Annotated in this window: 20 protein-coding genes and 1 riboswitch; of the genes, 10 read left to right on the top strand and 10 right to left on the bottom strand. The window is 41.3% G+C overall.

Annotation, left to right across the window (positions count from 1 at the left end; genetic code table 11):
- Window positions 1–18: 18 nt before the first annotated feature.
- Window positions 19–225: riboswitch (cobalamin riboswitch) on the top strand.
- A 32-nt stretch (window positions 226–257) separates the two neighbouring features.
- Both KJK34_RS07740 and KJK34_RS07735 read left to right on the top strand, forming a co-directional pair.
- The gene (locus KJK34_RS07740; protein WP_223053294.1) at window positions 258–2,084 is read left to right on the top strand and encodes a TonB-dependent receptor plug domain-containing protein; all 1,827 of its coding nucleotides are present in this window, start codon (window positions 258–260) and stop codon (window positions 2,082–2,084) included.
- Window positions 2,085–2,090: 6 nt separating this feature from the next.
- Window positions 2,091–3,161, top strand: a complete 1,071-nt coding sequence (locus KJK34_RS07735; RefSeq protein WP_223053293.1) for a YncE family protein — start codon at window positions 2,091–2,093, stop codon at window positions 3,159–3,161.
- An 89-nt stretch (window positions 3,162–3,250) separates the two neighbouring features.
- Here the strand turns inward: KJK34_RS07735 and KJK34_RS07730 are convergent, their stop codons facing one another.
- Window positions 3,251–4,699 carry a GFO_1087 family putative carboxy terminal peptidase gene (locus KJK34_RS07730; RefSeq protein ID WP_223053292.1) on the bottom strand — a complete coding sequence of 483 codons (1,449 nt, stop codon included), beginning with the start codon at window positions 4,697–4,699 and terminating at the stop codon, window positions 3,251–3,253.
- Between the two features lie 117 nt (window positions 4,700–4,816).
- Between KJK34_RS07730 and KJK34_RS07725 the strand changes: the two genes are divergently transcribed.
- Genes KJK34_RS07725 through KJK34_RS07705 form a run of 5 tightly spaced genes read left to right on the top strand, consistent with a single transcriptional unit; the run spans window position 4,817 to window position 7,356 of the window.
- Window positions 4,817–5,332, top strand: coding sequence for a GFO_1088 family ECF-type sigma factor (locus KJK34_RS07725; RefSeq protein ID WP_223053291.1), 516 nt, complete (start codon window positions 4,817–4,819; stop codon window positions 5,330–5,332).
- On the top strand, window positions 5,313–5,786 hold the full coding sequence (locus KJK34_RS07720; RefSeq protein ID WP_223053290.1) for a PG0215 family putative anti-sigma factor: 474 nt from the start codon (window positions 5,313–5,315) through the stop codon (window positions 5,784–5,786). Before KJK34_RS07725 ends, KJK34_RS07720 begins: the two co-directional genes overlap by 20 nt.
- Window positions 5,783–6,253 carry a DUF4252 domain-containing protein gene (locus KJK34_RS07715; RefSeq protein WP_223053289.1) on the top strand — a complete coding sequence of 157 codons (471 nt, stop codon included), beginning with the start codon at window positions 5,783–5,785 and terminating at the stop codon, window positions 6,251–6,253. The genes KJK34_RS07720 and KJK34_RS07715 overlap by 4 nt, the downstream gene beginning before the upstream one ends.
- 30 nt (window positions 6,254–6,283) lie before the next feature.
- A complete protein-coding gene (locus tag KJK34_RS07710; protein WP_223053288.1) occupies window positions 6,284–6,805 on the top strand; it encodes a GFO_1090 family protein in 522 nt (173 codons plus the stop codon).
- A 2-nt stretch (window positions 6,806–6,807) separates the two neighbouring features.
- Entirely contained in the window at window positions 6,808–7,356 is a 549-nt protein-coding gene (locus KJK34_RS07705) for a GFO_1091 family lipoprotein (protein ID WP_223053287.1), read from the top strand.
- A gap of 69 nt (window positions 7,357–7,425) precedes the next feature.
- Here the strand turns inward: KJK34_RS07705 and KJK34_RS07700 are convergent, their stop codons facing one another.
- From KJK34_RS07700 to KJK34_RS07680, 5 genes are read right to left on the bottom strand one after another with little or no spacing between them, the layout of a single operon-like run.
- A complete protein-coding gene (locus KJK34_RS07700) occupies window positions 7,426–7,899 on the bottom strand; it encodes a YdeI/OmpD-associated family protein (RefSeq protein ID WP_236937611.1) in 474 nt (157 codons plus the stop codon).
- Window positions 7,899–8,348, bottom strand: coding sequence for a sterol desaturase family protein (locus KJK34_RS07695; RefSeq protein WP_223053286.1), 450 nt, complete (start codon window positions 8,346–8,348; stop codon window positions 7,899–7,901). The genes KJK34_RS07700 and KJK34_RS07695 overlap by 1 nt, the downstream gene beginning before the upstream one ends.
- 10 nt (window positions 8,349–8,358) lie before the next feature.
- The gene (locus KJK34_RS07690) at window positions 8,359–9,198 is read right to left on the bottom strand and encodes a phytoene/squalene synthase family protein (RefSeq protein WP_223053285.1); all 840 of its coding nucleotides are present in this window, start codon (window positions 9,196–9,198) and stop codon (window positions 8,359–8,361) included.
- Window positions 9,195–10,691 carry a bifunctional phytoene desaturase/3,4-desaturase gene (crtID, locus tag KJK34_RS07685; RefSeq protein ID WP_223053284.1) on the bottom strand — a complete coding sequence of 499 codons (1,497 nt, stop codon included), beginning with the start codon at window positions 10,689–10,691 and terminating at the stop codon, window positions 9,195–9,197. Before crtID ends, KJK34_RS07690 begins: the two co-directional genes overlap by 4 nt.
- Window positions 10,692–10,746: 55 nt before the next feature.
- Window positions 10,747–11,646 (bottom strand): MerR family transcriptional regulator, encoded by a 900-nt coding sequence (locus KJK34_RS07680; protein ID WP_223053283.1) that lies wholly within the window; start codon window positions 11,644–11,646, stop codon window positions 10,747–10,749.
- Window positions 11,647–11,878: 232 nt separating this feature from the next.
- On the opposite strand from KJK34_RS07680, the gene typA reads away from it, so the two are divergent.
- From typA to KJK34_RS07665, 3 genes are all read left to right on the top strand, one after another.
- Window positions 11,879–13,678 (top strand): translational GTPase TypA, encoded by a 1,800-nt coding sequence (gene typA, locus KJK34_RS07675; protein WP_223053282.1) that lies wholly within the window; start codon window positions 11,879–11,881, stop codon window positions 13,676–13,678.
- A 104-nt stretch (window positions 13,679–13,782) separates the two neighbouring features.
- Window positions 13,783–14,586, top strand: a complete 804-nt coding sequence (locus KJK34_RS07670) for a hypothetical protein (RefSeq protein ID WP_223053281.1) — start codon at window positions 13,783–13,785, stop codon at window positions 14,584–14,586.
- A 15-nt stretch (window positions 14,587–14,601) separates the two neighbouring features.
- Complete coding sequence (locus KJK34_RS07665; RefSeq protein WP_223053280.1) at window positions 14,602–15,105, top strand: TlpA family protein disulfide reductase; 504 nt, start codon at window positions 14,602–14,604, stop codon at window positions 15,103–15,105.
- A gap of 79 nt (window positions 15,106–15,184) precedes the next feature.
- Here KJK34_RS07665 and KJK34_RS07660 read toward each other — a convergent pair whose 3' ends face one another.
- The 4 genes from KJK34_RS07660 to KJK34_RS07645 all read right to left on the bottom strand — a co-directional run bounded on the left by KJK34_RS07660 (window position 15,185) and on the right by KJK34_RS07645 (window position 25,957).
- Window positions 15,185–16,723, bottom strand: coding sequence for a T9SS type A sorting domain-containing protein (locus tag KJK34_RS07660; RefSeq protein WP_223053279.1), 1,539 nt, complete (start codon window positions 16,721–16,723; stop codon window positions 15,185–15,187).
- A 112-nt stretch (window positions 16,724–16,835) separates the two neighbouring features.
- Window positions 16,836–20,171: an FIDD domain-containing protein gene (locus KJK34_RS07655; RefSeq protein WP_223053278.1), complete on the bottom strand. Its 3,336-nt coding sequence runs from the start codon at window positions 20,169–20,171 to the stop codon at window positions 16,836–16,838.
- 106 nt (window positions 20,172–20,277) lie between these two features.
- Window positions 20,278–23,613, bottom strand: a complete 3,336-nt coding sequence (locus KJK34_RS15315) for a T9SS type B sorting domain-containing protein (protein WP_223053277.1) — start codon at window positions 23,611–23,613, stop codon at window positions 20,278–20,280.
- 37 nt (window positions 23,614–23,650) lie between these two features.
- On the bottom strand, window positions 23,651–25,957 hold the full coding sequence (locus KJK34_RS07645) for a T9SS type B sorting domain-containing protein (RefSeq protein WP_223053276.1): 2,307 nt from the start codon (window positions 25,955–25,957) through the stop codon (window positions 23,651–23,653).
- Window positions 25,958–25,973 lie beyond the last annotated feature (16 nt).

The following is a 25,973-nucleotide window of genomic DNA, read 5'->3' as shown; positions in this document are numbered from 1 at the left end:
TATTTCAATAGTATTCTTATATTTGCGGCGGTTTAAGGTTGCACAGGTTGTATTAGTCTGTGCATTAAAAGGGAACCGGGTTAAAATCCCGGGCTGTACCCGCAACTGTAAGCTTATCCGTTTTAACGGAGGCTGTTGTTAACTGCATGCCACTGTGGCCTCGTGCCATGGGAAGGAAAACAACAGTACGCAAGCCAGGAGACCTGCCTTACGCTGTAACCAATACAGGGCCTTCGGGAAAAAAGGTTCAGGAATATATGGCTTTAAAGAAATCTTTTTACCTATTTATGTTATTGCTGTGCCCGTACTTGTGGGCGCAACAGGATACCATTACCAGGCTTAAAGAGGTAATAATATCTGACACCCAGTTGCAGGACTTCTCGGGCACGCAGTCGGTTTTACGCCTAAATGACTCTGTAATTGTGCGTAACGGCTCTTCCTTAACCGACCTGCTGCGTTACAATACCGTGGTGTATTTTAAAGAGAATGGACTGGGCATGGTTTCTTCGCCATCGTTCAGGGGCACCACCGCACAACAGACTGCTGTTGTTTGGAATGGCATCAATATCAATTCACAACTTAACGGCCTTACTGATTTCAATACTATAAATACCCGAGACTTTAACAGTATCGCCGTAAGGGCAGGGGGCGGAAGTGTTATTTACGGCAGCAGCGCTATTGGCGGCAGTATCCACTTAAATAACAATATTGCCTTTGCAGATACCATTTCTAACAGCCTGTATACCAACTACGGGAGTTATAACACTTATGGAGTGAATTATAATGCAAAGGCATCTACTCAAAAAACAAGTGTAGATTTTAGTATTACGCATAACAGTTCTGATAACGATTATGAGTACCCCAATACAAATGCCCGAAACGAGAACGGGCAGTTCTATAACCTGAGCACTAACCTGGCTCTTGGTTTTAAACTGAGCGAGAATAACATACTCCGCCTTTACAATTACATCTATGACAGCGAAAGGCATTTTTCAGGGACGGTAAGCGCGCCCTCATTAAGTAAGTACCGCGACAGGAATTCCCGTAGTATGGCTGAATGGCTGGGTACTTACGGACGGTTTACATCTAAACTTAAAGCAGCCCTGCTTACAGAACATTATAAGTATTATGCACGTACTACAAACCCTAACTACACCTTCGGGAAAGTAAATACGCTGATTGGCAGGTATGATATTGCCTATCAGGCAGCAAAGAATATTAAACTGAATGTTATAGCAGATGTTACCCATAATGACGGCAACGGCTCTGATATTGAAGAGGCAGGACGTACAGTTACCTCTTTCAGCTTTTTAATGCAGCACAATGTTACAACAAGGCTGTATTATGAAGCGGGGCTGAGAAGGGAAATAACCAATGCTTATGATAGCCCAGTGCTGTTTTCGGTAGGAGCCGGATATCGTGTCGCTGATTTTTATTCTGTAAAACTAAACGCTTCACGAAATTTCAGGATTCCAACGTTTAACGATTTGTATTGGGTAGGGAGCGGTAACCCAGACCTGAAACCAGAAAGCTCTTACCAGGCAGAAATTGGTAATGAATTTACCTTCAATACTATAAAGTTATCATTAACAGGTTACTATATAAAGCTGAGGGATATGCTGCGGTGGATTCCTGTAAACAATATTTGGCGCCCGGAAAATGTTGGCAAGGTAAATACCTATGGTGCTGAAGCTATTGCAGGCTGGCAAAGAAGTTTTGGCAACAGCAACCTTACTGCCGATGCTACCTATGCCTATACGGTATCGAGGGAAGACGACAGCAGCCACCAGCTTATATATGTGCCTTTGCATAAAATTACTGCCTCAGTAGCCTATGGCTACAAAAACGCATCTGTTTACTACCGCCACCTGTATAATGGCAGCGTGTTCACCACTTCTGATAACAGCGATGAGGTTGAAGCCTATAATGTGGCAACACTCGGAGCAGAATATACCATCGGTATTTGCGGTGGACTTACTGCGGGTGTACAGGCGCACAACCTTTTTGATGCAGCCTATGAAAATGTTACCAAGCGCCCTATGCCGGGCAGGAATTATACTATGTACCTTAACTTCAAATTTTAATATAACATGAAAATCAACAAACTTTTATTAGTGGCATTTGCAGGTTCTTTGTTCTTTGTTTCCTGTAGCAGCGATGACGATTCTTCGTCAGATGAGCCTAAAGGCAATTATGATAATGGTGTACTTATACTAAATGAAGGCGGTTTCCAACAGGGAAATTCCACTATTTCATTTTTGTCAAAAGATGATGTACTTCAAAATAATATCTTCAGCATTGTAAATAATGCCGATTTAGGTGATACCGGGCAGGATATAGGCCTTAATGGCGAGTATGCATATATAGTGGTAAACAACTCTCATAAGATAGAGGTGGCTAACCGTTACACTATGGAGAGATTAACTGCCATAACCAGTGGTTTAGATAATCCGCGATACATAGCTTTTGAAAACAACAGGGGATATGTTACCAACTGGGGCGACCCTTTTGACACTCAGGATGATTTTGTCGCTGTTATAGACCTTTCTACGAACACGGTTACTGCAACTATACCTGTAGCTGAAGGCCCTGAGCGTATTATTGAAGAAAACGGCAAACTGTATGTAGCCCACAAAGGAGGCTATGGTTACGGTAATACAATTAGTGTGATTAATGCCGCAAACAATACTTTAGCAGCCACCCTGACAGTAGGAGATGTGCCCGATGCCGTTGAAGAGGAAAACGGAAAGCTGTATGTGATGAGCGAAGGAAAATCTGTATTTTCAGGGGATGAAACTGGTGGCAGGCTAACGGTTATAAATCTTTCTGATAACAGTATAGCGGCTACTTACAATTTTGCAGAGACTTCGCATCCGGCCAATATGGTAATAGAAGATGAAAAGCTGTATTATACTATAGATTCTGATGTATATGTAATGAATCTTACCGATAGTACCCTGCCTGCTGCACCGCTTTTCAGTATAGGAGATCAGGGCGTTTACGGCATATATGCTTTTGAAGTGGAAGATGATAGAATTTATATTGGTGATGCAGGAGATTATACTTCTAATGGTAAGGTTCTAATATATTCTTTAGCGGGTGTATGGAAGAAAACATATACTGTTGGGGTTACACCTACAGGTTTCTATTTTAATGATTAAGTGTTGCGTTTAAGATACCTGTTGCTAAAGCAGCAGGAAATAAAAACGGCTGCCATTGGCAGCCGTTTTTTAATTTTAATGCATATTATTTACTGTAAATCTTTCAACAGGTTAAGCCCTCCGGCAGGAGTGTCTTCTATATACATTTCAGTTCCAAAACGCCTCATGTTCTTAGAATCTTTAAAGAGTTTTGTGTTTTGGTTTTGTGGGAAGAAGCCAAACCTTCCGTTTCCGTTTATCATGTTTATGGCTGCTGCAAATAATGGTTCGTCCGGGCTGCCCAATACGCCAAGGTTATCATAGTCTTCCTTAAGTAGTAAATCAGGTTCCAGGCCTGAACTGTACTCGCCAAAGCCTTCGGCATTATTAATTCTTAATACTATAGGTTGCATAGCATAGGTATGCGAGCCGCTAACGTTATTTTTTGAAAAGTTAGGGGAGTCATACAATGTAACTGAGCCTACATTTTTTCCGGTTGTTACATCGCCAATAACCACAACATCTATATACGGCCTCAGGCAGTTAATAATAAGCTCGCTCGCCGATGCTGTAGAGCGGGTGGTAAGTATGTATACAGTAGTAAGGTTAAGATTATTAATGGCAGCGCCGTTTGACAGCTGATTGGTAAAACGATCCTGCAAAGCTGCAGGATTTTCATCCTGGAAATAAGCCTGCAATTTAGGGTTCCATTGCTCCTGTGCAAAAAGGTCGCCGTTAAACTGCCCGGTAATCATACTGGCAAGATAAGTCGCAGTCCTAACCGAACCACCCGAGTTATACCTTAGGTCAAGCACAAGCTCATTAATGCCCTGCGCTTTTAGCTGGCCTATGGCAGCATTAAGCTCATCATCATAATTACTGAAAAAGCCGTTATACATCAGGTAGCCGATAACATTCTCGTCTTCCGTAACTACATTGGTAGTATATACAGGATTCTCGGCATACTCGGTTTTTGTAAGTGTTACCGATTCGTCTGTTGGTGTAATGTTACCACCGTTATAGGTAGCAAGGTTAAGCGTATAGGTATCCCTGCTGAGTAACGACTGATAATTATCTACATTAAGCGCAGTGCCATCTACAGCATAAAAAATATCGCCGCGTTGTATGTCTTTACCTGCCGCATCCGATTCCGGCAGTATGTATCTCACGTAACCGAAAATCTGTGTTTCGCTGTTCGGGTAGTATACAAGCCCAAACTCTACACCATTACTTTTAACCACCCCCTGCAAAGCATTTTCGAGCACCCGGTAATCCGAAAAGATTACGCTGAAGCGGTCTATCACACCACGCTGGTAAAGCAGGTTATTAAATAAAGATTCAGGAGAAGAAAAGCCTTCAAGGTAGTCATTTAGCTGTGCCTGGTTTGCAAAACGGTCGTCTGCCAGTTCTGGTACTTCGGGCTGCCACAGGTAGTACAGGTTAAGCCCTTTCCAAATAAAATCGTTAACAGGTACCGCATTGTCATCCATGTCTTCGCACCCCTGAAAGGCGAGTGCCGAAACCACCAGTGCTGCCAACAATATTCGTATCTTTTTCATTAAATGCAATTATTAGTTTCTTAATAAGAACGTAAATTTAATATTTTTAATGTAACATGTAACAAAAAAATACATGCCTCGTCTTGCTATTATAAACCGGTAACAAACCACCCGCAGATGAATCAGTCAGAATTCATAAAAACCATAAACCCTTTTAAAGACAGGTTATTCCGCCTGGCAAAAAGGCTGTTGGTTAGTACCGAAGAGGCTGAAGATGCCACACAGGAGGTTTTGGTACGGTTATGGAATAACAGGGGCAAGCTTAAAAGCTATAATAGTGTAGAGGCACTGGCGGTAACCATAACCAAGAATTACTGCCTGGACCAGCTAAAAAGCAAGCGTGCCACAGAAATGCGGATTGTGCATTCTAACTATACAGACAGAGATGCCGGTTTGCAGCAGCAGGCTGAAGACCGGGACAGCTGGAACTGGGTAGAAAAGATTATGGACGAGCTGCCGGAACAACAAAAGATAATTGTGCAGCTAAGGGATATAGAGCAGTATGAATTTGAGGAAATTGCAAAGATGATGGATATGAACGAAACGGCGGTTAGAGTCGCACTTTCGAGAGCAAGGAAAGCAATAAGGGAAGAACTCACCAAAAAACACAGCTATGGAATTAAAAGCAATTGAAATACTACTGGATAAATATTTTGAAGCAGAAACCAGTACTGCCGAAGAAAATGTGCTGAAAGCTTATTTTTCTTCTGCCGATGTGGCGCCGCATCTGGAGCAGTACAGGCCAATGTTCGGATATTTTGCCGGAGAGGCAACACAAAAATTTGAAAGAACCGTACCATTAAAAACTAAAAGACGTAAAGTAGCGTGGTTATCGGCAGCGGCAGGTTTTGTATTGCTTTCGGGGCTGATTGCCCTGCTTAACAGGCAGCCGGAACCATCCGGCGCGCTTGGCACTTATGACGATCCTGAAGTAGCCTTCAGGGAAACGCAAAAGGCGCTTAACATGCTTTCCAGCAACGTAAATGTTGGTGTTGCAGGCATGGGCTACCTTGGCGAATATGAAAAAACAAAAGAAAAAATTTTTAAAGATCATCACAATCAAAAATCAAAAAGCAAGAAGAAATGAAAAAATTTATAATTACCGCCGTATTGGCTGCTATGCCTTTATTGGGCTTTGCACAAAAAGAATTTGACCAGTTTGAAGATAAAGACGGAATAGATTCTGTAATTATCAGGGAGAAGTTAATGGATATATTGGGTAATATAGAAATCTCCGGCACGGAAGAGGCTAAGGGTTATCTTGATAACGTAAAGTCTATGGAAAGCCTGAGGGTATTTACCACCAAAGACAGGCAATATGCAATGGAGATGGAAACTACTGTAGCTTCTTATCTTAAAAAGAAGCGCATGGACGAACTGATGAGCGTAAACAGCGATGGCAAAAATGTAAAAATTTATACAGTATCGGGCACAGAGCCATCTGATATTAAAGAATTACTTTTGCTTTCTAAAGATGCCAAAGAGAACGAAGTTGTCCTTGTAACATTTGTGGGCGATATAAGCCTTAAAAATAAAAAAACAACTACTAATTAATACCTGGCAACAGGTTGTATATACATAAAAATGAAGAAGATATTATTTGTACTGACAATTATGATGATGCCTGTATTGCTTTCGGCACAGTCAGCTTTTGATAAGTTTGACGGTAAAGACGGGGTAACTGCGGTTATTGTAAACAAAAAGATGTTTGAGCTTATGGGCAATGTAAAGCTGGATGCCAAAGATAAAGAGGCCCAGCAATATCTTAGCCTTGTTAAAAAGCTGGACAACCTTAAAGTATTTACCACTACAGATGCCAAAGCGGTGGCAGATATGAGGGCAACTGTTAGCTCTTACCTTAAAAAGTACCCGCTGGAAGAACTTATGCGCGTTAATGACAGTGGCAGGACTATTAAGATATATGTAAAATCGGGGGCTAAATCGTCTCAGGTGTTAGAACTGCTTATGTTTATAGACGGGGGTAAAGATGATACGGTACTGATGTCGCTTACCGGTAATTTTGACTTGGGTGAACTTTCTGTACTAACTGATAAAATGAATCTGCCGGGCGGTACAGAACTGCGCAAGGCATCTAAAAAATCGTAACAATGAGGATAATTGTTTTAGTTGCAGGTTTGTTTGTAACACTTTTAACATCGTGTAGTAATGAGCCATCACTGCAAAAATATTTTGTAGAGCACTCTGAACAAAAGCACTTTATGACTATTGACATTGCGCCAAACCTGCTGAAGTCTGACAGTATAAAGCTTTCTGCTGATGAAAGGGCCGCTTTAGAGTCGGTTAAAAAGCTGAATGTGCTGTTCTTTCAAAAAGATTCATTGGGTACCAATACTGCGCAATATGAAAAGGAAAAGAAAAATGTAAAGGAGCTTCTTAACGATGAGCAGTATGATGAGCTGATGCATTTTGGCTCAAACAAGGCAGGGGTGTCTGTACATACCGTTGGCGAAAATGATGACATAGACGAATTTGTGCTCTTTATGCACCAGGAGCAAAACGGTTTTGGAGTGGTAAGGGTATTAGGAGATAATATGAGCCCAAACCATGCTCTACAGATGATAGAACTGTTACAAAAAGGGAACCTTAACCTCGAGCAGTTCAAACCCATACAGGATATGATGGTTACCAAACAGTAATTATCTTAATCACAAAAAATGGCTGTATCGACTAATGATTGATACAGCCATTTTACTTTTATATAAGTTTCAGCGTTTGTAAAGGTTATGGGTGCCGTTTAAGATGTTTATTGCAGTTTGCACCTGTTTGTCAATATCTTTTATGCGTGCCATACTGTAAATGAGCGTTCTCTTTTTACCGGGAGTAAAGGCATCAAACCTTTTTTTGGCTTCATCATCTTGTGCAAGGAGTGCTTCAAGTACTTCAGGAATTTCAACACCAAGAGGATCGGGGTCGGGCTCAATAGCATATTGAACGATGTCACCAGCCTGCTTGTTAAGCGTTTTCATGTGCTTACCACTAATTATTATAAAGTAATTGCCGTCACCCAGGTGGTTAAGACCACACCTTAAAACCAGTTTATCATCAAGCGTGCAGATAAGCCTTGTTTTCTTTTTGTCGGGTAGTTTTTCAACAGTAGCGGCATCAACGGTCAGGTAAAAGTAGCCACCCTTATTTTTAGGGAGTTTCTCAACCTGTTGTTTACCTTTTTCCACGATCATTATTTCGCTTCTTTATAATACTTCCATGGCACTATAAGCATACCAAAACATTCTCCGTCACCTTTGCCCAAATGTTTGTGGTGCATTTTATGAGCCCTTCTCAGTGCTTTTGCATAACGGTTATTGGCATTCCTGAATATTTTGAAGCGCTGGTGTATAAAAATGTCATGCACTAAAAAATAAGTAAGCCCGTAAGCAAAAATGCCGAGCCCGATTGCAAGGCCTATATCCAGTATATTATTTTTCCAAAGCAGGAAGAAGCCGATACTTACCAAAGCATAAAAGATAAAAAAGGTGTCGTTGCGCTCAAACCAGGATTCGTGGTCTTTGCGGTGATGGTCTTTGTGCAGGCTCCACAAGAAACCATGCATAACATATTTATGCGTAAACCACGCCATAAACTCCATCATAAAAAAGGTAAGCACAAAAACCAGTATATAAATCCACATAATTATATTTTTAAACAAAGTTAAAACGGCAGTCTAAGTAGCATTTTGCAAGCAGCCCCAGCTTTTGGTAGTCCGGTACGCGTATGCGTGTAGACCTTATTTTTAATGGTGGGGTATTCTTTAGTTTTTTAAGCAGCTTTTTGTAATACACATAAGCAGTATATACCCCAAACTTTGCTTCTGCAGGCAGCATTATTATCCCTTTAAAGCCTTCATTTAGGTCAGCTTCAATTTCTTCAATTATCTGCCTTTTTATGTTATCATCCATTTCCTGAAGGTTCAACGCCGGGAAATAATTCCTGTCAAGTCCTTCGGTATCATCTTTAAGGTCACGTAAAAAATTAATCTTCTGGAATGCAGAACCTAATCGCATTGCGGGTTCCTTCAATTGCTCATATTTTGCCTCATCATTACCCGTAAACACTTTAAGGCACATTAAACCAACCACATCTGCCGAACCGTAAATGTACTCATTATATTCTGCAACATTCTTATACTCTTTTTTATAAAGATCAGCCCTCATGCTTTTCATAAAGCTGTCTATAAGGTGCCTCGGTATCTGGTATTTTGCCACTGTATGCTGAAATGCATTCAGCACCGGGTTGAGGCTTATGCCGTCACGAAGGGCGTTATCCATATCATTTTCAAACAGGGCAAAAAGCTGCTCCTTATCATAATCGTGAAAGGTATCCACTATTTCATCGGCAAGCCTTACAAATCCGTAAATGTTGTATATGTCCTGCCTTATCCGCGGGCTGAGCATGCGCACCGCTGCCGAAAACGAAGTACTGTAGGCGCGCGTTATGCTCCTGCAGCTTTCGTTAGAGATGTGGTCGAAAATTGATTTCATAGTGTTTGTTTTACGGTTACTTGTGGTTCTTTTGTTAGTTGCTTTGCAATTAATCCGGCTGATAGTTTTCCCGAAATCAGGGCAGGCGGTACACCAGGCCCGGGCACGGTTAGCTGACCGGTAAAATAAAGCCCTTTAACTTTCGGGCTTTTAAGCTTGGGCCTTAAAAAGGCCGTTTGCAGCAATGTGTTGGCAAGCCCGTAAGCATTGCCTTTATATGAATTGTAATCTTCTATAAAATCATTTACGCAAAACGATTCTTTAAAGATGATATGCTGTTTTACAGCTTGCCCGGTTAGCGATTCAAGGCGGGCCATTATTTTTTCAAAATATTTTTCCCTAAGCTCTGCCGTGTCCTCTATTCCCGGTGCCAGCGGTATTAAAAATATAGCTGCTTCCTTACCTTCGGGTGCGGCATCGGCATCAGTTTTAGACGGAAAACTTGCATAAAACAAAGGTTCGTCAGGCCATCTCGGGTTATCATAAATATCTTTTGCGTGTATGTCAAAATCAGTATCAAAGAACAGCGTGTGGTGCTCAGTGTTTTCAATCTTTTTGTCAAACCCAACATAAAACAGGAGCGAAGAAGGTGCAAATGTGCGTTTCTCCCAGTAGCTTTCACTGTAATTCCTGTATTGTTCATCAAGCAGCGTTTCGGTGTGGTGGTAATCGGCTCCGCTTACAATAAGGTCGGCTTCAATTTTTTCGCCGTTGGCAATCAGCCACGAAGCATTACCGTTTTCTACCCCAATTTTATCTATTGCAGCGTTGGTAACCATTTTTACGCCGAGCGATGTTGCCAGTGTTACCATGCCTTTTATAACACTGTACATACCGCCTTCGGGGTGCCATGTGCCCAGCCCGAAATCAGCGTAGTTCATAAAGTTATAAAAAGATGGAGTATCTGAAGGCTTTGCCCCTAAAAAAAGTACCGGGAATTCTAATATCTGTACCAGTTTTTTGTTTTTAAAGCGCTTGCGGACATCTTTTGATATATTCCCGAAAAACTGCCCCAGCTTCATCATTGTCTTTGCGGTAACCAACTCCAGCGGACTCTCTCCGGGCCTGTAAACAAGGTCTTTTATGGCAATATCATAATTGCTTTTAGCCTCATCAAGAAATTGTTGCAGGGCTTCCCCGCTGCCGGGTTCAATGCTTTCAAAGGTTTTTATAATTTTTTCGGGATTGGCTGCAATATCAACATAATCATGCCCGGCAAAGTAAACTCGGTACGCAGGCGAAAGCTTTATCAGGTTATAATAATCCGATGGCTTTTTACCAAAATCAGCAAAAAAACGTTCAAATACATCCGGCATCCAGTACCAGGTAGGACCCATATCAAATGTAAAGCCATCACGTTTTAACTGGCGTGCCCGTCCGCCGATGGTAGCATTTTTTTCGTATATGGTAACATCATGCCCGCTTTGTGCTAAATAGCATGCAACAGCAAGCGACGAAAATCCTGAACCTATTATTTTTACTGTTTTATTCATTTTGTTTATCAAAAATAAATATTTGTTCAACAATTTTGTTGTAAACAAATGTTAATTAGAGTTGCAGGCTGAAGTTTTCTATAGTGTCGAAAATTCTTATCCTTTCGTTTAACTTGTCTTCCTGAATGAATTGCCCTATACGCCCAAATATATATAGCTGGGTTTCGTTATCATTCATTACTTCTTGTTTTAATTCATCAATATAGTCATTTACCTGATCCATGGCCGGCTCTACAGTCATGTAAGTTACAAAAGTTATGTTGTCAAAATACTTCTTTACATCTTTAAGGCTTTCCAACGGAACGCTTTCACCTAAAAAGATGGACTTATAACCATTAAGCGCCAATTCATAATTGATGAACATAAGCCCAAGCTCATGTATCTCATTCATAGGGAGATAGAGTATAAATATACGGTCGTGCCTGCGTGGTGGCTCTAATAAAAGTTTCTCTATATTAGAGGCCAGTTTTTGTTTTATAAGGAAGCTGATAAAATGCTCATGGGCAGGCGATATGGTGTTTGTTTGCCATAAAAAACCTATTTCGCCTAACAACGGTATAAAAAACTCATAAAATATTTCCCTGAAAGACTTTTCCTGTAAAACCGTGTTGTATGTGTTAAGGAAAAGTGACTGGTCAAAATTCATCATGGCAAGCTTAAAGTTGTTAAGCACATGGTTGGCCATGCTTTTGTTGCTTAATATCTCTTTAACCAATACCGGTAGTTTTTCTTCAGGCATTTTAGATATTGCCGAGATCTTATAACCAAAATTGTGTAAAGTGGTTATGTTGAGCAGCTTCTGCAGGTTTTCAATATCATAGTACCTGATGTTGGTTTCGGTACGCATAGGCTCCAGTATGTTATACCGCTTCTCCCAAATGCGTATTGTATGCGCTTTAATGCCTGAAAGATTTTCCAGGTCGCGAATATTGAATTTGGATTTTACGTTGTTCATTGTTTATGTAAAAAGATTAAACAAATATATTGATTATTTTTTAACGATTGTCTTTTTTGGCAAAAGTTTTTGATTAGGTGGTTGTTAGGTGGTTTTCCTTTTCTGTGCTACAGGTTGTGTTGCGGCAGGATTAAATCTTGCTGAGGATGTTGTTAAGAAATGCTAAACCCTTAATAGTTAATGTTTTTTTTACGGAAATAAAGTGTATTTTTGCGGCTTCAAAAAAAGAGAGATGACGTCCATTAGAAACATTGCAATTATTGCACACGTTGACCACGGTAAAACTACACTGGTTGACAAAATTATGTACCACTGCCAGCTTTTCCGTGAAAACGAAAATACGGGCGACCTTATATTGGATAACAATGACTTAGAGCGCGAAAGGGGTATTACCATTACCTCTAAAAACGTTTCTGTTACCTATAAAGGAACAAAAATTAATATTATAGATACCCCGGGCCACGCCGACTTTGGCGGCGAGGTAGAGCGTGTGCTTAACATGGCTGATGGCGTACTGCTTTTGGTGGACGCGTTTGAAGGGCCTATGCCGCAAACCCGTTTTGTACTGCAAAAAGCGATTGACCTTGGCCTTAAGCCATGTGTTGTAGTTAATAAGGTAGATAAAGAAAACTGTACTCCTGAAGAAGTGCATGAAAAAGTTTTTGACCTTATGTTTGAGCTTGGCGCTGAAGAGTGGCAGTTAGACTTCCCAACTGTTTATGGTTCTGCCAAGCAAAACTGGATGAGCACCGACTACAAGCAAAAGACAGAAAATATAGAGCCGCTTCTTGATATGGTGCTGGAGCATATACCTGCTCCTAAAGTTTCTGAAGGTACGCCGCAGATGCTTATTACGTCACTTGACTTTAGCAGCTTTACCGGGCGTATAGCTATTGGCCGCCTGCAAAGGGGAGTGCTTAAAGAGGGTATGAACATATCACTTGTTAAGCGCGACGGTAAAATAATAAAGAGTAAGATTAAAGAACTTCACACTTTTGAGGGCCTTGGCCGTAAAAAAGTGGCAGAAGTACATGCAGGTGATATTTGTGCGCTTGTAGGCCTTGAAGGTTTCGAGATTGGTGATACTGTTGCTGATTTTGAAAACCCTGAAGCACTTGCTACTATTGCTATAGATGAGCCTACAATGAGTATGCTTTTCACTATAAACGATTCACCATTTTTTGGTAAAGAAGGTAAGTTTGTAACATCAAGGCACATTAAAGACAGGCTTAACAAAGAGCTTGAAAAGAACCTTGCGCTTCGTGTTAACGAAACAGACAGTGCCGATAAATTTATGGTATTTGGCCGTGGTGTACTTCACTTATCGGTACTTATAGAAACGATGAGGAGGGAAGGCTACGAACTGCAAATAGGCCAGCCGCAGGTTATTATTAAAGAGATAGACGGCGTTAAGTGTGAGCCAGTAGAAGAACTTACTATAGACCTTCCTGAAAATCTTTCGGGCCGTGCGGTTGAGTTTGTAACTGTGCGTAAAGGTGAAATGCTGAGCATGGAACCTAAAGGCGAGCGTATGATTGTTAAGTTCCTTATCCCTTCAAGAGGTATTATCGGTTTAAGGAACCAGTTGCTTACCGCTACTGCGGGTGAGGCTATCATGTCGCACCGCTTCCTGGAGTACCAGCCGTTTAAAGGCGAAATACCGGGACGTTTAAGCGGTTCGCTTATCTCTATGGAAAACGGTAAGGCTATACCTTATTCTATCGATAAACTACAGGATCGCGGTAAGTTCTTTGTAGATCCTAACGAGGATATCTATGAAGGCCAGGTTATCGGCGAAAACTCACGTGGTGACGATATGGTGGTTAACGTAACCAAAACCAAGAAGCTAACCAACGTGCGTTCATCAGGAGCTGATGATAAAGCAAGGATTATCCCGGCCATTAAATTCTCTCTTGAAGAAGCGCTGGAATATATCCAGAAAGATGAATATGTAGAGGTTACGCCTAAGAGCCTTCGCCTCCGTAAGATATACCTTAATGAAAATGACAGGAAACGTTATAAAATAGCGTAATTCGAGTTTATAAATTAACAAAAAATCCCCACGCAATGCGTGGGGATTTTTTGTTACACGATATTATTAAAAAAATTATATTTGGCAAATCCAATATTATAATTATGAAACATACATATTTTCTTGTAATCAATTTAGTAATAGTATTTCTTACAGCAACTTCTTATTGCAACGCTCAGATTAAGGAAACTGAGGCTATAGAAATACTACAAAAAATTGACAATGCTGTCAGTAATATCAGTACGGTAGTGTACAAAATGGATCGTAAAAATAAATATTTTTCGAAAAGAGATACAATACAGGAAACTGCAATATGCTCTTTACTAATAGCCCCGAAAGACAAATTTAAAGCTTATAATATTTTAGATATAGAATATAAAGGTGCGGAAGGCCATACTTACGGGCATCGCAAGTATGATGGAAAAAAAGCGCTATGGGTTACATATTTCAATCTTGACTCTCTCAATACAGGAATGCCACCAGATATATATACTAAGAAACGTGAAGTGAGGGCCATAGTACAGAATTATTCGAATATGCTGCTGCAGGAATATTTTTCCGAAAAAAAACCTTTTATGAGGTATAAGGCATCTGCCGGTATGATTAAAATTGAAGAAGAAGTTTTAAATGATGAACCTGTGTATATACTTGAAATTCACTATCAGGATACTGAAGATTACAGAGATGCGGTTGTAAAACATTATATACGGAAATCTGATTACTTACCGGTTGCTTATTATTCTACAATGAAATTTGAGAATATGGAACAATATATATATTATGAAGTGGAATATTTGGCACTTAACCCTGATATACCCGAGGAAGCATTTACTGTTCGTGATAATGAAAACATAAATGCGGAGGAAAGATTTAAAGAATTTCAACGGAAAGCAACAGCAGTTGAGTAGTAATTTAGATACAAGATGAAAAATAAACACAGGATTATAATTTTGTTTTGCGTGCTGATGGCTACAGTAACCCCTTTTACTGTATATGCACAGACTAAAAATGCGCCTAAAACGTTGCCCGACATAGAGATTAAACTGCAAGACGGAGATTCTTTGAATCTAAACGACCTGAAGGGTAAAGTAGTTTTGTTGGATTTTTGGTACAGGGGGTGCTACCCATGCTTAAAGGCAGTGCCGCACCTTATTGAATTGCAGGAAGAGTTTAAAGATGAACTTGTTATAATTGGTGTGAATGATTTTGACATTCAGGAAGATGCAGCCGATTATTTTACTTATAAAAAAGCTAATTACCGCTCTACTTTTAAAACAAAAGTGTTGCTTTATAAATTATTTAATGTGGAAGGTTTTCCTACTACGCTTTTATATGATAAAGAGGGAAACCTGGTTAAAGCTGATATAGGCTTTAGTGAAGGAATGATGCGCTCTTTGCGCCGCGCAGTAAAGAAGGCTGTTCAATAAGATAATATTAGAGTGCTTAAAACAACAACCCCCACGCACTGCGTGGGGTTTGTTGTTTTAAGGCTATCCTGGCATATCTTTATTTCTTAATGAACTTATAATTAAGTATCTGGTTTTCTACTTTAACCTGTACTAAGTACAGCCCGCTCTGAAGGTCATTCACATTAACACTGTTACCTTCTGTAATTTGTTTCACCTTAACACCATTAACTGAGTATACGGCAATTTCAGAAATTACTTTTCCTGTGGCATTGCTAATGTTCAATATGTCTGTTGCCGGGTTAGGGTAGAGGCTTATATTCTTCGAAAGAGCCGGTACTGCATCAACGCCAAGTGCAACCGCTGCCTCCAAGTAATCAGGAATTGAATTGCCATTAGTATCATCATCAGAGGCATCACCGTTGTGGTTATAATCTTCATCAACAGTAAGTACACCATCGTTATCATCATCATTATCAAGATAATCAGGAATACCATCATTATCGGTATCAAGATAACCATCAGTTGTATTTCTGCCGAATACGTACTCCAGGCTTGTAAGCACTAAATCACCGTCATCATCGTTATCAGCAAAGTCAGGAATGCCGTCACCATCGGTGTCGTCGTTGGCAAGGTTGCCATCATTGTTCAGGTCTTCATCAAGAGCAGCTACATTATCGTTATCAAATAGCAGGCTGCAATCTACCATGCTAAGTGTTACCGGTAATACAATACCATTTACATTTGCATACAATATAGTATCTTCAAACGCAACAGTATTTGTATAAGACGTACCAGAAAGAGGATTTACCTGTTGTTCAGCATCGGCTTCAGTAAGATAAAAAACTGCCGAAGCAGAAAGGTCAGCTTCTATTACAGAAAAATCAAAAGCTTCTATACCGTCAGTATCTTCATCACACTTAATGTAACGGTACTGCGGCTCTGCAAAAGGCTTAAAACGCCATCCTTCACCTTCGCCAAGGGCAACTTCCCATGCGCCTGTATTTCTTCCCGGTGCTGCAATAGCTTCAAGCCCCGTACTGTTAATAAGCCCTACAAGCGCATTACCTTCCTGCCATGAAGTGCAAAGTCCCTTTTTAGTTATTTGTACATCTATATAATTAATAGTTTCATATATGATGATCTGGAATGTACTTGTAGTTGTGTTACAAGTTGCACCATAATGCGGTTGGTCAGTATAAAGAAATACAGCTTTACGGTATGGTGCATCACCTGTAACAGACCATGTTATAGTGCCGTTTCCACCAACATCACTGTTATCCATATCGTGGTAACAACCCAATATCGAATTTTTTACAGGGAAGTTGCCCGCCGGAATAGGCATATTCAGTGCATAAGGTGACCATTCATCTACGAGGTCGGTCCGGAAATCGATATAACCGTTAGTACTTACAAGAAACTGGTTATAGGTATTACCGTAATACGTAAAATTAAAGGGCAAATCCATCACATCCGTATATACATCATCTGTAGTATGCTGGATAGGCAGGTTTCCTTCATAAACCTGATACGGGATAGATTCTACTGTGTATGGGTCTTGTGCATTTGCACAAAAAGGCACTATAAGTGCAAATAGAGCAGATTTTACTAATAATTTTTTGAGGTAGTTGTTTGTCATAATTTTCAGGTTTGGTTTTTACTATCTCTGTTTAACAGTTTAAAACAGCAATACCCTACTAAAATAATGATTTAATCTTACAACCTGCGAATTATTGGTAAAATCTTTTCTCTTACCTTACCATACTAAAATGGCCTTTTACAGTTCGCCCGTCCTGCAGGTTTACTACATACCAGTAATCGGTGGCAGGTAGCTTGTTGCCGTTGTAGGTGCCATCCCAACCCGGGCTTAACGGATTAACACCGGCTATAAACTTGCCATACCTGTCAAAAATATAAATGCGACTGTTTTCATACAATTCCGATTTTATCCCGATAACATTCCAAAATTCATTAGTACCGTCTCCGTTGGGGGTAAAGAATTTAGGTATAGCCAGTACAGCTACTTCCTGTTGTACTATACCGCATCCGTTCGTGTCATATACATAAACCGTATGGATTCCCGGAGTTACATTTTCAAAAACATTAGATTCCGTAAACGGGCCTTCCGGCAGGTCAAGGCTGTAAAAGTAGGTAGTATTTACACCTCCTGTTGGTGAAACCTCTACAGTTATGGTATTGTTGTCTCTTAGGTCCTCTACAATTATATCATCTATAACAGCCACATCAGATGGTGCAACGGTAATAGTCCGCAACTTCTCGCAACCATTAATGTTAGTAACCATCACAGTATAAACGCCCGGCTGGTTTATCATTATATTGTTTGTTGTTGCTCCGTTAGACCATAAATAGCTGTATTGGGACGGATTTACATTTATACCGCTTGTTAATATTATAAAATCCTGTGTGTTGTTACAAACAATAGCCTCATCTTCAATATCTATATCCGGTAATGCGAATACAATAAGCTTTATTTCCTGAAGCAGTGTACATTCATTATTGTTTTCTATACGTGCATATACACTCTGCTGATATGGTGTAACATTGGTATAATCAGTATCAATCGCATTTTGCTCTAAAAGCGCATCTGTAGCATTGGCATAATATACAACAGTTTGTACACCGTCTTCAATACCGGCCTCGATAAGGTCAAAAAAGTGCAAGCCGTCTTCTGTACCGTCATCATCGCACGTTTCCAGTACTATTGCAGGCGAAGTATTTACCGTAGCCTGTAGCAGCAACGGAAGCACCCTGTGGCATCCTGTCTGGTTGTTGGTTACCCTTACCCAAACCGTTTGCGGGTTCGATGTATTGGTATAGCTACCTGTAATTTCATTTATATCATTTTCGGCATCTGCTTCTGTGGCGTAATAAGCCGTTTCCAGGTCAGGATCGCCATTAGTAAACTGGCTGTCAGCTTCGGTAAGGTTAAACTTTGTAATGCCATCCGGAGCTACACCCAGGTCGCACTGTACTAAAAAGGCATTGTTTACAACCGGTGGCAATGCAATTACATTCAGCGTAATCGGCGTAATAGAAAAACAGTCAGCATTGGTATTATTTACAACACGCGCGAAAATAACCTGCTGATTGGGAACCGTGTTATAGAAAGTCTGACCCAGCGCATTGGTTTGTGCCTGTGCGTTTGCCTGTGTTGTATAATAAGCTGTACTGAAGTTAACTGTGTCCTGAACCAGCGCAGCGGTTACACCATCAAGTGCAAACTCTGCCTGACCGTTTGTGTTATCTCCGTCGGCAGCATCATCACAAATATCAAAGCTGTTGCCGTTAAGTACAGGTGTGTTAGAAACCGCTACAGAAAATGAAGTGGTTGAAAAGCAGCTCCTGTTAGCACGGTTTTGTACCCTTGCAAATAGCGTTTGCGGATTGCTGGTGTTTACAAATGCAGTAGCATTTACTGCCGAAGTATCGGTATCAGCATTTTCCTGAGAGATATAATATTTAACCTCAAATTCGGTTGCATTTTGCAATCCGAGAATATTTTGGTTGTTAGCCGTAAGGTTAAAAGTAGCAACACCATTATTGTCAGGGTCACATTCGGTTAGTGTTAGGGCATTATTGGCAACAGGTACCACATGTATAGTTACCTCATTGGTAGCCGTAAATACCTCTTGATCTTTTGTTATGGTAGCTATAACGGTATAAATTCCGGGTGCCGCATATTGGTGCTGTGGTGCATTATCTGTAGAAGAAGCGCCATCGCCGAAATCCCATACAACAGAGTCAAAATCGCCAAGCGCATCAAGGCTGAATTCTGTAACATCACCAAAGCAGGTATTGGTAAATTCTATATTTGCGGATAAAAATGAGGTTATAAAGGGTGGCAACCCAAATGTACATGTCATTGAAAATGGTAATGAGACACCTCCTGAAACAAAGTCGCAGGCAAGTCCGTTTTCATCAGGTTCATTAATTACATCAAGCAGGTTTGTGCCTATGGCCGACCTGTAAATTTTTCCGTTTGGCCCCAATTGTAATCCGGTTGAGGTGCCTACAGAAGCAATAAATACTTCTGAGGCTGGTATGTTGGCAGCCTCCAGGTCAAACTGAACTAATGATGTGTCATAAGTAACATATAATTTCCGCGATTCCTTAGAAAATTCCAACCCATATGGGTTTATATTATTCGCTAACTGTAATGGGTTGCTAACTGTACCGGTTGCGTTATCAAAATTATAAAGGTAAACAGTACCGTTATTGGTAGCGCCACCGGCAAATGTACCAATCTGGTTATGGGCAATGGCGAGCATTTCGCCATTAGGTGAAGCTTTTAAATAGCCTATGGCATTACGCCTGTAACCTGATGTTGGAATGTTAGGCGCTATTTGGGTAACAACAGGTGTTGTGTTTACTCCATTAGCGGTAACTTCAAAAGCATAAAAAGAATCAACAAATTGTGTGATAACCCAAAAGCCGGTATTGTTTGAATTTTTTACAGCCGTGATTTTTTCCGAGCACTTATACTTCAGGTGTTCTATGTTAGCCGGGTCATAGGTAACCAAGGGCTCATTGCGGGTAACCACATCACCTATACTGCCATTAGCTCCTGTTACAGATAAATCTACCACAGAGTAATTAAAACCATTGTTAAACCCGTCATCCTGTTCAGGTACGCCTGCGTTGGTGTCAGTATAAACACCGTTAAACTGCGCCGGGTAAACAGCGGCATTTTCATGGTGGGGCTCATCTACTGTAAAAATATAGTAAATATTAGGGTCTCCCTTTTTAGGGACTATTATCCCCGACTGCGTACTCGACGGGTCGCCCAAAAGCCCTGTTCCGGCACCATAGTTGCCGTTGGGCATCAGTATATGGTTCCTGTCCCAAACATTTCGCCCGTCTGTATAAAATAATAAATTACCATCAGCATCAGATATGGTGCTGCACCCCTCATTGGTTTGTACCTGTCCGCCAAAAAGCGGTGAAACAGTGCCATCCGCAGAAAACTGGATGCCTCCGCCAAGGCCAAAAAACCAGTTGTTTGCCTCACCCTGGGCAAAGGTTGAGGTAGCAAGCAAAAGCAATAGTAAGGGGGTAATTTTTTTCATGATGATTGGTTAAGCTTTCAAAATTAATAAAATCTTAACGCAAAAATTCTCGCGATAGTGTTAATTGTTTGATTTCGATGAGTATTTACCTGATATTGATTAGAATTTAACGAACAAGCGCAAAATGCCCTTTTATTTTACGACCTGTAGCAAATTCCAGCAAAAACCAGTAATCGGTAGAAGGGAGGTTTTCACCGTTATAGGTGCCTTCCCAACCCATTTCTTTACCCATATAGCTTTTTATAAGCTTGCCATACCTGTCGAATATCGTAATACGCGCATCGGGAAAGAATCGGATATAGTTAACATTCCAAACCTCGTTGGCTCCGTCACCGTTTGGTGTAAAAAAGCGGGGGTAATTCAGCACTGGCGCTTCTATGGTAAATGATGTGCAGTTGTCTTTAGAGCGTACATATATGGTATATAATCCGGGTTCTAAGTTTTCAAATAGGTTACTTTCGGAATAGGTACTACCATCAAGTGAAAATTCAAAACCTTCAGGATTGTTTTCCATGTTAATCGTAACTGAATTCTCGTTATCTGTAAAGTCAACAATACTGATATTGTAATCAGTATCAGGTATAGGCAGTATGCCAATGATAAATGGCACTATGCCATAGCCAAAACATCCTTCAGTATTCTCCAGCCGTGCCCATATCTCTTCATTAAAATAAGGCTCTGAGTTTATATAAAAACGGGGCAGGGGGTTAATTCCGTTTTCAGCATCCTGTTCGGTTGTGTGATAGGTAACTGCTGCGCTGCTGTTTCCATCTCTCACAAGCTCGTTGTTTTGCCAAAGGTCGAATATCTGCAAACCGTTTCCTTCAAAATCACATAACAGCAAATCCTGCGGTATGCCGGTAGGTATGGTATAATCAATATTAATAGGGAATGATGTTGTAGTATAACACCCCGCAAGGGTATTCTCCATCCGTACATATACAGTTTGCGGATTTGCAGTGTTAGCGTAAGCCGTTGGGTTCTCAATTTCATTATCTCCGGTTTGCGCACCCTGGCTTGTAGTATGGTAGGTTATGGCTATATCTTGCTGGCTGCCGATAAACATTTCTTCATAAATGGTAATATCAAAAAGGGTAGAAACATCATTTACCCCGTCATCATCGCATTTTGTTATCTCGAGTGCAATATTGTCAGGGTTATGCAAAACAGGTTCAGGTAAAACATTAATGGTAAAATATACTATTTCATAGCAGGTGCCATTCAGCATTTCACTACGCGCCCATATATATTCAGGTGTAAATGCCGCCGAATTCTGGTACTGGTTACCTAAAGCATTGGTGCCGTTTTGTGCATCCTGTTCAGAGGTATAATAGCTGATAACAGCTTGGCTGTTGCCATTGGCTACAGCAGTATCATTTTGTGAAAGGTCGAAAACCGTAAACCCTGTTTCGCTACAGCCGTAAAGATTTTGAGGTGTGCCTGCGCCCGGTATCACCTGCAGGTTAAAAGAACTTGTAACAGTACAGCCGGTTGTGCTGTTGGTTGCAAGTATATGTATAAGCTGTGGATTTTGAGTATTGGTATAACTTTCAGGATTTGCAATCGGGTTTGGTGATGGGCTGCCATTTACATCCTCATAGTAGGTAAAAATAATCCCCTGCTGGTTTCCTGAAAGCAGGGCTTCATTAGCAGTAATATTAAATGTAGCTATACCATCTTCTTCACCAACATTATCGCAGGTTATAACAGGAGGTAATGTTTGCCCCGGTACATTAAACTGCGGGGGCTGTACCGGAGTAATGGTAAAACTCGTAAAATCGGTGCAGCCTTCGGCGGGTTTATCCAGTCTTGTCCATATTGTTTGTGTCGCAAATGCTGTTGTATTTTCATAAAGGGAGCCTATACTGTTCTCCTGCTCCTGTGCATCCTGTAACGATGTGTAATAACTTACCTGTGCATTGGTACTGCCATTGGCAACAGCCGCATCGTTAACCGAAAGGTCAAATACAGCTATGCCGTCTTCATCGCAAAGGCTCAGGTTTTGCGGTGTGCCCGCCCCGGGACTAACGGTAAGCATAAACGTAGCCATAGTATAACAGCCTGTAATAGTGTTTTCTATTTTCAGGTGTATGGTTTGCGGATTAAAAACATTGGTATATTGTTCAGGAAAAGCTATAGGGTTTGGTGCGGGTAGCCCGGCCATATCTTCATAGTATTGAAAGATGATGTTTTCCTGACTGCCCTGCATGGCGTTTTCATTAATAGTCAGGTCAAATACTCTAAACCCATCCGCAGAGCCGTCATTATCGCAAAGCAACAGGTTAGGGGGCAGTCCTCCTTCAGTAGCAAACATAGGTATATATTGCGGATTGATGGTAAAGGTTGCAAAATCAACACAGCCTTCGTCAGCCTTATCCAGCCTTGCCCATATTGTTTGCTGTTGGTAAGGCACTAAGTTTTGATATAACGGACCTATACTGTTTTCAGCTAATTCGGCTTCCTCCTGAGAAGCATAATAGCTCACAACTGCATTAAGGCTTCCGTTTGCTGCGGCAATATCATTTTCTGCCAGGTTAAAGGTGGCAATGCCATCATCATCACATGCATATAAGTTTTGAAGGCTGCCAATGCCGGGTGTAACGGCAATTGTATAGGTAAGATTTGAATAGCACCCGGTAACTACATCTGCCATGCGCATATAAATGGTTTGTACAGGTTCTGTGTTGATGAATGCCTGCGGATTTTGTATTGCATTCTCACCCGTTATCATGTCATTTTCAGAAAGGTGGTAGGTGAGTGCCACACCTGTTTGTGAACCGATGAACATTTCTTGGTAAACTGTAAGGTCAAAGATCGATTTACCGTCTGTAATGCCGTCATTATCGCATTGCACCATATCCAGCGGAATATTATCCGGATTATTAAAAACAGGTATATCATGAAAAGTGGCACTGCCTGTCCATTCAATAGAAAAGTTAGATGCACCATGCGGCCTGTCGATTATCAGGTAGTAAATGTCACCATCGTTAACATCCATCCACTGCACAAAAGAGTTACCGTTAGGCCCCAGCCCTTCTGAAACATCTGTTTCAGTATCGTTCATCCCGGTAGTGTTATAGCTTAATCCTGCCGCGAGGGGGTTGGTAGTAGAGCAGCGTATGGCAGTACCCAGGCTGCTGCAGGCGGCATCGGGACCGAATATCCAGAAGTCAAAATCTACCACAAGGTCATCAATTTCTTCGGGGGTAAGGGTAAAGCCAAGTGTGCCGCCCTCCTTAATCATGATCTTCAGCCACAGGCTGTTATTTTCGGCACTGAAACAGGCATTTGGCCCGAGTTCCTGTACGCCTATGCCTGTTGCATTAAGGCCATAGTAGTCGTCATTTCCGCACACAATAATTGCGTCCGGGCAATCGCTTTGAGCGTAGAGGCTGCCGGACGTTAAAATGCACAACCATAAAAGGCGGAAAATACATTTCACGAAAGGATGGCGTTAAATTTTTATAAATATATAAAAATTAACGTATTAGCGCAAAATGTCCTTTTACTAATTTTCCGTTTTCGAGTTCAATAACAAACCAATAGTCGGTAGATGGGAGTTTATTTCCTTTCAGTGTGCCGTCCCACCCGCTGCTGTTACCACGGAAGCCGGCTACTATTTTACCGAAACGGTCAAATACAGTTACTGTTATGCCGGGCCTGTTAAACATATAGGGTATGCGCCATGTTTCATTTACCCCGTCACCGTTTGGAGTAAAATATTTTGGGTAATCTAAAACGTAAACCGTATCGGTATAAACTCCGCATCCGTTTTTATCACGGATAAAAATAATATACTCTCCTGCTGCGAGGCCTTCAAAAATGGGTGAATCCTGATAGGTAATGCCGTTCATGGAATATTCATAATCGCCCGGCCCCTGTGGCTCTACGGTAATGGTATTGGTGTCGCTGCCATTAAAATCATTAATGTCAAATAAAGCGTCAGTGGCTTTACCTGTTAATATTACACGGTAGGCTTTTGTACCTGTACAACCAAAATTATTAGTAACAGTAACGGTATAAGTGCCGGGTTCTGTTACAATTATGCGCGGTGTATTCTGTTCAGGAGTGGTGTCCCAGCTATAAGATGCAAAGCCATTGCCTGCATCGAGTATTATAAAGCCATCCTCACACAGGTAAATCTCTTCCGCTACAGATGGGTCTCCAAAATAGTAAACAATAACTTCTATTTCTGCAATGCCGTAACATTCGCTGCCGTTAAAAATACGGGCATATACCGTTTGCCCTCCGGCCACTGTATTTTCAAAATTCTCCGGGTCAGGTATGGGGTTAACAGCTTCAAGGGCATCCTGCACGCTGAGAAAATATTGCAGTTGCAGGTTGGCCGGCAGGTTCTGTAGTATTTCAGCATCCCTCTGGGTCAGGTCGGTTACATAAAAACCGTCGCTGTTATCATCATCGTCGCAGGTTTCTATGGGTTGCGGACTCGTAACACCGTTTGCAGATGTTGCCAGCGTAACCGTGCTTATTGAGTAACAGCCGTAGCGGTTTTGTACCCTTGCAAAAATTTGCTGGTTAGCTATTGTATTCTGGAAAGAGGTTAAGTCGCCTAAAACATCTATGCCGTTTTCGGCATTTTCACGGCTGGTGTAGTAATTAACAATCAGGTCCTGGTTGCCATTGGTTACCAGTATTGTTGCAAGGTCAAGATTAAATGTGGTTAGCCTGTTATTATCGTCATCACACTGAATAAGGGTAGTGTTTACTACCGGTGGCAGTGTTGCGTATTCTATAGTTATTTCGCCTTCTGTAGTGCAGCCTGAGCCTAAATCTATCGCCACGCTATACACGCCTTCATCAATTACAGTGTATGTTGCATTGGTTTCACCGCTTAACACGCTGCCATTTTTAAACCACTGGTAACCCTGAGCGTTAGGGTAGCCCGCATCAAGTTCAAGGGTTTCATCTGCGCACAGCGGATTATCATTTGCAAAAAGCCTGTCCCTGCCCAAATCGGTAACTACATCAAAACTGCCGCCGCCTAAAAATATAGCGGAATCATACCTGTAGTTGCCTTCGTCAGCAATTACAAGCTTTATGTGGTAGAGTACGCCCGGAGTAACATTAGCCTCGGCTGTAAGCACAGTGGTCTGCCCGTTAAAGTTGGTTGGGTGTTCATTGCCGTTAAAAGCGCCAAAATACTCTTCGTTAACGGCTGGGCAGCCACCAGGTATTTCAGGGTGAACCGATGTTACCTTTACAGGTGTCTGCGTGCCGGGTATTACCGCAAGGTTTTGGTAAGGCCCTGTACTGCCCGCTTCCCTGAGCAGGAAAGCAAACCCGTCTGAATAGGTGCAGGGTGCGGTATCATGATACTCTTCTGAAGAGAGCATGTAATCAAAGCTTATTTTATTACCTAACGGTATAAAATCAAACTCCAGTACTGTAGCGTTTACAGAATTGTTAATGTTGAGCGCCGCCTGCAGGTCGATATCACCCGGCCAGTTCATGCCGCCACCGTCGTCAAGCAAAGAGGTATTTGGGCCTACTGCCCCGATAGCCCTGCCCGTACTGATGATAATACCATTCTGGAAAGGGAAAGATGAACCGGCAGCAGTAAAGTAGCCATAGCTTTGCTCGCCTGTGTCATAATTGGCACCCGATACCGAAAAGTTAGAAACTGATGCACACGGGCTGTTTACAAGCACGTCCTGCACCAGTTGCTGTGCGGTATATGTATCGTTAACCTGAATGTATTGTGCTGATGCTGTTATGTATAGCAGCGAAAAAAATAACGTGTAGTAGTATGACAGCCTTGTTTCCATAGCGGCTGCAAAGATA

Source organism: Flavobacterium coralii, assembly GCF_019891545.1.
GTDB classification, from domain to species: Bacteria; Bacteroidota; Bacteroidia; order Flavobacteriales; family Flavobacteriaceae; genus Flavobacterium; species Flavobacterium coralii.
The sequence above is the reverse complement of the archived record's forward strand: the minus strand, read 5'-3'. Positions and strand labels throughout refer to the sequence as shown.